Genomic DNA, 7,319 nt, shown 5'->3' on the forward strand with positions numbered 1-7,319 from the left:
GTCAATTATTTTTTCAATTATTTATGATTTTGAAAATTATTAAAAATATTTATCAATAAAAAATTGCTTTTGGAGATTTTCATATCCAATAAAAAATGCAATATTTGAAAAAACCAAAGAAAACTGAAAAAATATTTTTTGTTAATGATTTAAAATTATTATCAAATTGCCCAAAACCATCAATAATCCACCTAATATTTTTTATTATATTTCTTTTCTTTTTCCTTTCTTGATAATATTTTTAATTATTCAAAATTTGATTTTGACTCTTATAAAATACTTTTAACCTAATAAATAAAATTTTTGCTACAATAAAATACAAGCAAGTTTCCTAAAAGTTTTCGTGCATTTGTTGCAAGTCTTTTATTGCATTTAATTTATTGAATTGCAATTGCTGTTTGATTTTTATTTTGGGCATTTTGCAAGTCTTTTATTGATAAATTAAATAAATGCGGCATTATCGTATCCCAATCCCGCTTTTGCAAAAACATCTAAATTGACAAAACGAAAAAATATTTACTAAATAATTCAACAATGCCAACAACAACCAAGAACCAAACCTAAATATATTTTTCAATGCTCAATTCCGGATTTGCAATCCCAATTCAATCCCAATTTTTATTTTTTTAATTTTCAAAACATTTCAAGAAATTATTTTCATCTTTAATTATGAATAATTTCCAAATTACAAACTGGAGGTTCCAAGTGAATGACATTAAATTTTTTGCTTTAGGAGGACTGGGCGAAAGTGGAAAAAATTTTTACGTCTTGCAAATTAACGAATCTTATTTTTTACTTGATGCTGGACTAAAATATCCCAATACCGCTCTTTATGGCATCGATTCTATGATTGCTGATTATTACAAATTACAAGATATCAAAGACAAGATTAAAGGCGTTTTTTTATCATCAGCTTTTGAAACCAATTTGGGTGCCTTGCCTTACTTGATGAAAGATTTTGATATCCCTGTTTATGCTTCTTATTTTACGATGCAAGTTCTAAAAGCGCATTTTCAAAGTCATAAAATTAATTACCGCAATTTTAATCTACAAATCGTTAAAAGCGATGAAAGACTTATTTTTGATGATGTGGCAGTGGCTTTTTTTGCTACATCGCAATTGATTCCTGAAACATTGGGAATGGTTTTTCAAACTAAACGAGGTAGCATCGTTTACTCTGGCGACCTTAAATTATTGCATTCTAAAAATAAATTTTTTCAAACTAATTTTACAAGATTAGCTCAATTAGCACAACCCAAAGTACTTGCCTTTTTGCCTTCTTGTCGTGGGGCTTTTAGCACATCTGCGCATAATAATGATGCATCGAGTTTTGAGCACAAATTGAATAACTATTTTAGCAATCACTTGCTTAAATCCGAAGGTATTATTGTTATTCCTTCTTTGATGCCTGATTTGTTAAAAATTCAATCCATAGTGGATTTGGCATGTAGACTTAATTTTAAAATAACTTTTTTAGGTAGAAAAAGTGAAAAAATTATTGATATTGCTTTGAAAAAAGGTTTTTTAAAAGTGCCTTCCTTCAATTTAGTGGAATTAAAAACACTAGAAGACTCCAAAAAACATCCAAAATTAGTTGTCTTTGTGCTAGGTAAACATTTTGAATCTTTGTTTCATTTGCAAAAAATGTGTCAAAAAACAGACACTTTAATTCATTTAACGCCCCAAGATTTAGTGTTGTTAATGTCCAAAGAAATGGCAGGAATTGCCAAAATGCAATCTCAAACCCTAGATCTTTTGTCACGCCACAATATTCAAGCCCATGTTTTGGTAAAAGACCTAGACGCTTGTTCCAATGATTATGAAAAAACCCTCAAATTGATGCTTAATTTTTTAAAACCTCAATACATTATTCCTGTTATGGGTGAATATCGTCATCAATATCAAGTGCAAAAAATTGCCCAAAGTTTAGGATTCAAACTCAACCAAACTTTCTTGTTAGAAAATGGCAGTATTTGGCATTGTGACCCACAAAAAGATGCCTTTGCCGAATCTAATACTGGCGTTCTTACAGAAATTTTAATTGATGGTACTCCCGTTATTGGTGGGCAAGATTTTATTATGAAAGACCGTGAACTTTTAGCAGCGGATGGAGTTGTAATTGTTGTTGCCAATGTTAATGCTAAACACAAAAAAATAGTAGGTGCTCCACAATTAGTAAGTAAAGGCTTTTTGGCAGATTCTGAAACTAGTCATATTTTTCCTAAGTTAAAAGCTATTTTTGATGAAAAAAGTGAAATTTTTTTGAAAAAAAAGTATCTTAAATGGAATGATTTCAAAAAAAATATTAGAGAATCATTAGTTAAATTTTTATTCAAAGAAACTAAAAAAAGACCTATTGTTATTCCTATTTTCATTAGTGTTAAAAGTGAATAAAACGAATAATAAATACAAATAAATACGATACAAAATAATAAGAAAGTTGTCAAAAAACAATAATTCAATATAAAAAAGTTAATTTATTGTTGTTGTGCCTTCCTTTTGTTTTTTGCTCTTTTGTTTTTCCAATTTGACCAATCTGACAATTTATTTTTGTATTTTTCATTTTTGCACTACTTCACCCCAAATAAACCCTAATTACAACCAACTAAAATCTATTTTTAATACTAATTTCTTTTGATATTTTAATTATATTCCAAATATTTTTCATTACCAAAAACCTTTATATGGCAAATAATTGGCATCCCTAAAGCAAATTAAAGGAGAATGATGTGAAAATAAAAGTTGCAACCACTTCTACTAGTTGTCTCGATTATTACTCGCATTCTTGTGATATTGACATTTTTAGAATCAAAATTTTAATCGACGATCAAGAATATATTGATGGTAAAACCATGAAATACGATCAATTTTATCAAATGTTTAAAAACAACCCTGATTTTATGCCTAAAACTTCGCAAGTATCGGTTGGCGAAATGGTAGTTTATTTTGAAAAGTTAGCTTTACAAGGTTATCAAAAAGTTTTTGTAACTACGCTATCTTCTGCTTTAAGCGGCACTTATAATGCTATTATTCAAGCAGGAAAAATGGTATCAGATAAAATTGAGGTACACTGTTATGACACTAAAACTGTCTGTTTTTGTGAAGGTTTTTTTGCCCTAGAAGCTTATCGTTTATTTGCAGAAGGCAAATCCCTAGAACAAGTTGTTAAGCATTTAGATTTCATTAAAGAAAATAATACCATTTTTTTTATGACCAAAAAGCTTACACAATTAATTAAAAATGGACGTTTAGTAGGAGTAAAAAGTTTTTTGGGGCGCCTTTTGAGAATAAATCCCATTTTGCAAGTTCAACAAGATGGCAAAATTGCCTTAATTAAAAAGACTTTAAGTTCCCACAAAGCACTTTTAGCCATAACTTCTAAAATCAAAGAATATACCCAAAATCATGATTATCAAATCCATTTAATTTTTACAGGGCACCCTGAATTAAAAAACGAGTTTCAACAAGTTTTAGAAACCCAATTAGGCTTAAAAAATTTAGTACAAATCCCTTTAACTCCTGTTGTTGGGTGTCATGTAGGAGACAGCGCTATTGGAGTAGGAATTATTAGAAAACCTAAATTTCAAAAATAGTACCATTTTCCATTATTATAGTTTTTGCAAAATTGAAAAATAGTATAAATATTAATTCTTGCTCCTTAATTCTTGCAAAATGTATTTTTTGGGTTCCTGCACGACTGTATTTCTACACCAAAATATCGCAATAATACATATTTTGCAAATATTTTTCATAAAACAATTTTATTATTTGACTTTTTGGCTCAATGTTGGTATAATAATTATTGGTTAAAATTAAAAAAAATTTTTAATAACTTATTTTATTTTGATGCCACTTTAAGAGATTATTTTTATTTGTGCTTTATGATTTATTCCAAGGTATAAATAAAAAATATTAGGCCCGTTGGAGAAACGGTTAACTCACATGCCTTTCACGCATGCATTCACGGGTTCAAATCCCGTACGGGTCACCAATTTGATAAAAAAGCACCCATAGCTCAATTGGATAGAGCATCTGACTACGGATCAGAAGGCTAGGGGTTCAAATCCTCTTGGGTGTGCCATTAAAACATCATAAATGCAATTAACGGGAAGTAGCTTAGCTTGGTATAGCGCCTGGTTTGGGACCAGGAGGTCGCGGGTTCAAATCCTGCCTTCCCGACCATTCCTTAATTAACTATCTATGCGGGCGTCGTATAATGGCCATTACCTTAGCCTTCCAAGCTAAAGACGTGGGTTCGATTCCCATCGCCCGCTCCATTTATTATTCCCCATAATAAATATAAAATAAAACTATAAACTAAAAAGTTAAACCGCTTATTGATGAGATAAGCGGTTTAACTTTTATTATATATTAACACAACAAAAAAAGCTGCAACAAATTGTTACAACTTTTCTTTCAAACTATTAAATTATTTTTTTAGTCTTAAAAAAATCATACATGCGGTCTTCATCAATATGAGGGCTTACAAAATTAGCAATATTTTTTAAATCTTCTATTTTGGTATTTCCCATAGTAATTGCCACATCAGCTAATTTAAGCATTTCAAAGTCGTTGGGACCGTCTCCCATACAAATTAATTGATGATCGGGATAAAGAGCCTTAATTTGCTTAATTCCGTATGATTTGTCTATTTTTTGATACATTATATCAACAAAACCACTATCCCAAAAGTAAGCTTTTAATTGGGGCATATCTTTTAAAAATTTTTGTATCTTTTCTTTATCGTTTTCTTTTTCATGTAATAATACCATTTGATAAACTTTTTGTTGCTCAAAAAAAGCATCATTTAGAACTAGTTTTTGTTCCCCTTTAAAACTGTTAATATTGTTGAGTGTTTGGTCGTTTTGTAAATCTATGGCAAAAATTTGGTCCAAGGTAAAAAGAGTTAAAGCAACTCCATTTGTAGCAGCTGCTTTTTTTACTTGCATAACATCTTTTTGGTCAAAACAAACCTCATTAAGGACTTTTTCTTCTTGCGTCTTTTGTGATTGCATTGTAAGAGCGCCGTTGCACAAAACTAAATATTTAAATAAAGGTCTTAATTCTTTTAAAACTCCTAATCTAGCATAACTTCTGCCTGTAGCAATTCCTAAAACTACATTAGGACCTTGTGAAAGCTCTTTGATTAACGCTTTTGTCTGAGGCAAAATAGCTTTATTTTTATTACTTCTTAAAGTGCCGTCAATATCAAAAAAAATTAGTTTTTTCATAAACTTTATTACCTATTTTCTTTATGAATATAATTTATAATGTCTTTTTTGCTAAAAATATCAATTTTATACAATAATTAATTACAATTATTGCTTATATTATACTATAATATAGGTAGTAATAATCGTTAAAATAGGAAACCTTAAAAGTTTTTTATTGATTTTAATGAGATTTAAAGGAGAATAATTTTTATGAATAATTTAGACCCAAAGATTAATAACTATAATTCCGATGTTTCTTTCTTTGCTTTGGGAGGGCTTGGCGAAGTTGGGAAAAACATGTATGTTTTTGAAATTCACAAGCAAATTTTTATTGTAGATTCAGGGATTTTGTTTTCAGATGATTTTTTGTTAGGAGTCAATTACGTCATTCCCGATTATGATTATTTATTGAAAAACGAATCGCGTATTGTAGGGCTTTTTGTTACTCACGGACATGAAGATCATATTGGAGGCATTCCTTATTTGCTTAAAAAAGTGCGTATTCCTAAAATTTTTGTCTCAGGGATTGCATATTATTTGTTAGAACATAAATTAGCAGAGCATAAAGAAATTGGCGCCCTGCCCAAAATAGAAAAATACAGACATGATACCAAATACGAATTTAGCCATCAAGTAAATGTGTCTTTCATCAGACTTAACCACTCTATTCCTGACACTTTTGGGATCGTTTTTAACACCAAATACGGCAATATTTTTTATACTGGGGATTTTAAAATTGATTATACTCCAGTAGGTCCAGAAGCGCAATATGATAAATTAATCAAGATTAAACAAGAAGGCGTTTTGTGCCTGCTTTCTGATTCTACTAATGCCGAGCAATCTGGGTTGGTCCAATCCGAAAGTACTATTGGGGCTTCCATTAATGAACTTTTTGTAAATATTGCAGACCGCATCATTATTGTTACTTTTGCTTCTAATTTTTACCGCATCAAACAAATTGTAGAAGCTGCTATTCAGACTAAAAGAAAAGTTGCAGTGTTTGGGCGCAGCATGGAAAAAGCTTTGGAAATTGGCAAAAAACATGGCTATCTTAACATTCCTGAAGGCACCCTTGTCACAAGTAATAACATTCACAAATATCGCGATATTATCTTGCTTTGCACCGGCTCACAAGGAGAGCCCTTAGCAGCTTTAAGCAGAATTGCTAACAACACTCACAGACAAATTAAGTTAAGTCCCAAAGATACTATCATTTTTTCTTCTTCTCCCATTCCTGGCAACCAAGAAAACATTAATAAAATTTTTGATTTACTTTTCAAAAAAAATGTTAACGTCATCACTCACGGACCTTTAATTAACACTCACGTATCAGGACACGGTAACCAAAATGACCTGAAATTGATGCTTTCGCTTACCAAGCCTAAATATTTTATTCCAGTTCACGGCGAACATCGCATGTTAATTGCACACAAAAATTTAGCTCTAGAATGTGGTATTCCAGAAAGTAATATTTTTATTTTGGAAAACGGACAAATGGTAAACTTAGCTCCTGAAAAAGCTGCCATTACCCAAAAAATGAATGTAGGCAACGTCTTTATTGATGCTTCTGGAATAGACGATGTGGGCAATGCCATCCTAAAAGAACGTCGTAGTCTGAGTGAAAAAGGCTTATTTTCTGTTGTTATGAGTATTGATTTAAAAAGAAAAAAAGTCCTTAATTTACCAACAATTGTTTCTCGTGGCTTTATTTATATGAAAGATAATCAAGAAATGATTAAACAAATTTCTTATGATATTAAAAATAGTATTGAAACTGCTATTAAACAAGATGAAGTGCAAAAAGAGACTTTAAACAAAATTATCGTTGATTATCTTGCCTCTAAAATATACGGAATTACTTTGAGAAATCCAATTATTATTCCTATTATTTTGACAGTTTAAAAGTAGTTTATAGCATTTTTTCATTATTTTCTTATTTCCATTATTTTAAAAAACCATTTTCAAAACTATTTGATTTTTTACAATGATATCTTTTTTTGCAAATAGTGCACCAAATTTATTTTATTATTTATCGAATTATTTTTTTATTCCAAATTTATTTCGATTTTTATATTAACACCGTTTTTTAATATTAAAATTTTTTAT

The 7,319-nt window shown here is 29.9% G+C and carries 4 protein-coding genes and 4 tRNA genes; 7 read left to right on the forward strand and 1 reads right to left on the reverse strand.

The genetic code is table 11. From position 1 onward, the window contains the following. Nucleotides 1-705 precede the first annotated feature (705 nt). The 6 genes from OL66_RS00305 to OL66_RS00330 all read left to right on the forward strand — a co-directional run bounded on the left by OL66_RS00305 (nucleotide 706) and on the right by OL66_RS00330 (nucleotide 4,277). Entirely contained in the window at nucleotides 706-2,394 is a 1,689-nt protein-coding gene (locus OL66_RS00305) for a ribonuclease J (RefSeq protein WP_238568761.1), read from the forward strand. 335 nt (nucleotides 2,395-2,729) lie between these two features. After that, nucleotides 2,730-3,593: a DegV family protein gene (locus tag OL66_RS00310; RefSeq protein ID WP_034172012.1), complete on the forward strand. Its 864-nt coding sequence runs from the start codon at nucleotides 2,730-2,732 to the stop codon at nucleotides 3,591-3,593. A 322-nt stretch (nucleotides 3,594-3,915) separates the two neighbouring features. Then, nucleotides 3,916-3,991, forward strand: a tRNA-Glu gene (locus OL66_RS00315). 13 nt (nucleotides 3,992-4,004) lie between these two features. Next, a tRNA-Arg gene (locus OL66_RS00320) sits at nucleotides 4,005-4,081 on the forward strand. 24 nt (nucleotides 4,082-4,105) lie between these two features. Further along, nucleotides 4,106-4,182: transfer RNA gene (locus OL66_RS00325), tRNA-Pro, on the forward strand. Nucleotides 4,183-4,202: 20 nt separating this feature from the next. Next, a tRNA-Gly gene (locus OL66_RS00330) sits at nucleotides 4,203-4,277 on the forward strand. Between the two features lie 147 nt (nucleotides 4,278-4,424). Here the strand turns inward: OL66_RS00330 and OL66_RS00335 are convergent. Further along, nucleotides 4,425-5,231 carry an HAD-IIB family hydrolase gene (locus OL66_RS00335; protein ID WP_052177920.1) on the reverse strand — a complete coding sequence of 269 codons (807 nt, stop codon included), beginning with the start codon at nucleotides 5,229-5,231 and terminating at the stop codon, nucleotides 4,425-4,427. A 192-nt stretch (nucleotides 5,232-5,423) separates the two neighbouring features. Between OL66_RS00335 and OL66_RS00340 the strand changes: the two genes are divergently transcribed. Next, on the forward strand, nucleotides 5,424-7,115 hold the full coding sequence (locus OL66_RS00340; protein ID WP_034172014.1) for a ribonuclease J: 1,692 nt from the start codon (nucleotides 5,424-5,426) through the stop codon (nucleotides 7,113-7,115). Nucleotides 7,116-7,319 lie beyond the last annotated feature (204 nt).

This window comes from Chrysanthemum yellows phytoplasma (genome assembly GCF_000803325.1).
GTDB classification, from domain to species: Bacteria; Bacillota_I; Bacilli_A; order Acholeplasmatales; family Acholeplasmataceae; genus Phytoplasma; species Phytoplasma asteris.

Excerpts from the sequence above, each read along its gene's own strand:
- OL66_RS00335 (WP_052177920.1), bottom strand. The coding sequence starts at position 5,231 with ATGAAAAAACTAATTTTTTTTGATATTGACGGCACTTTAAGAAGTAAT.
- OL66_RS00340 (WP_034172014.1), top strand. The coding sequence starts at position 5,424 with ATGAATAATTTAGACCCAAAGATTAATAACTATAATTCCGATGTTTCT.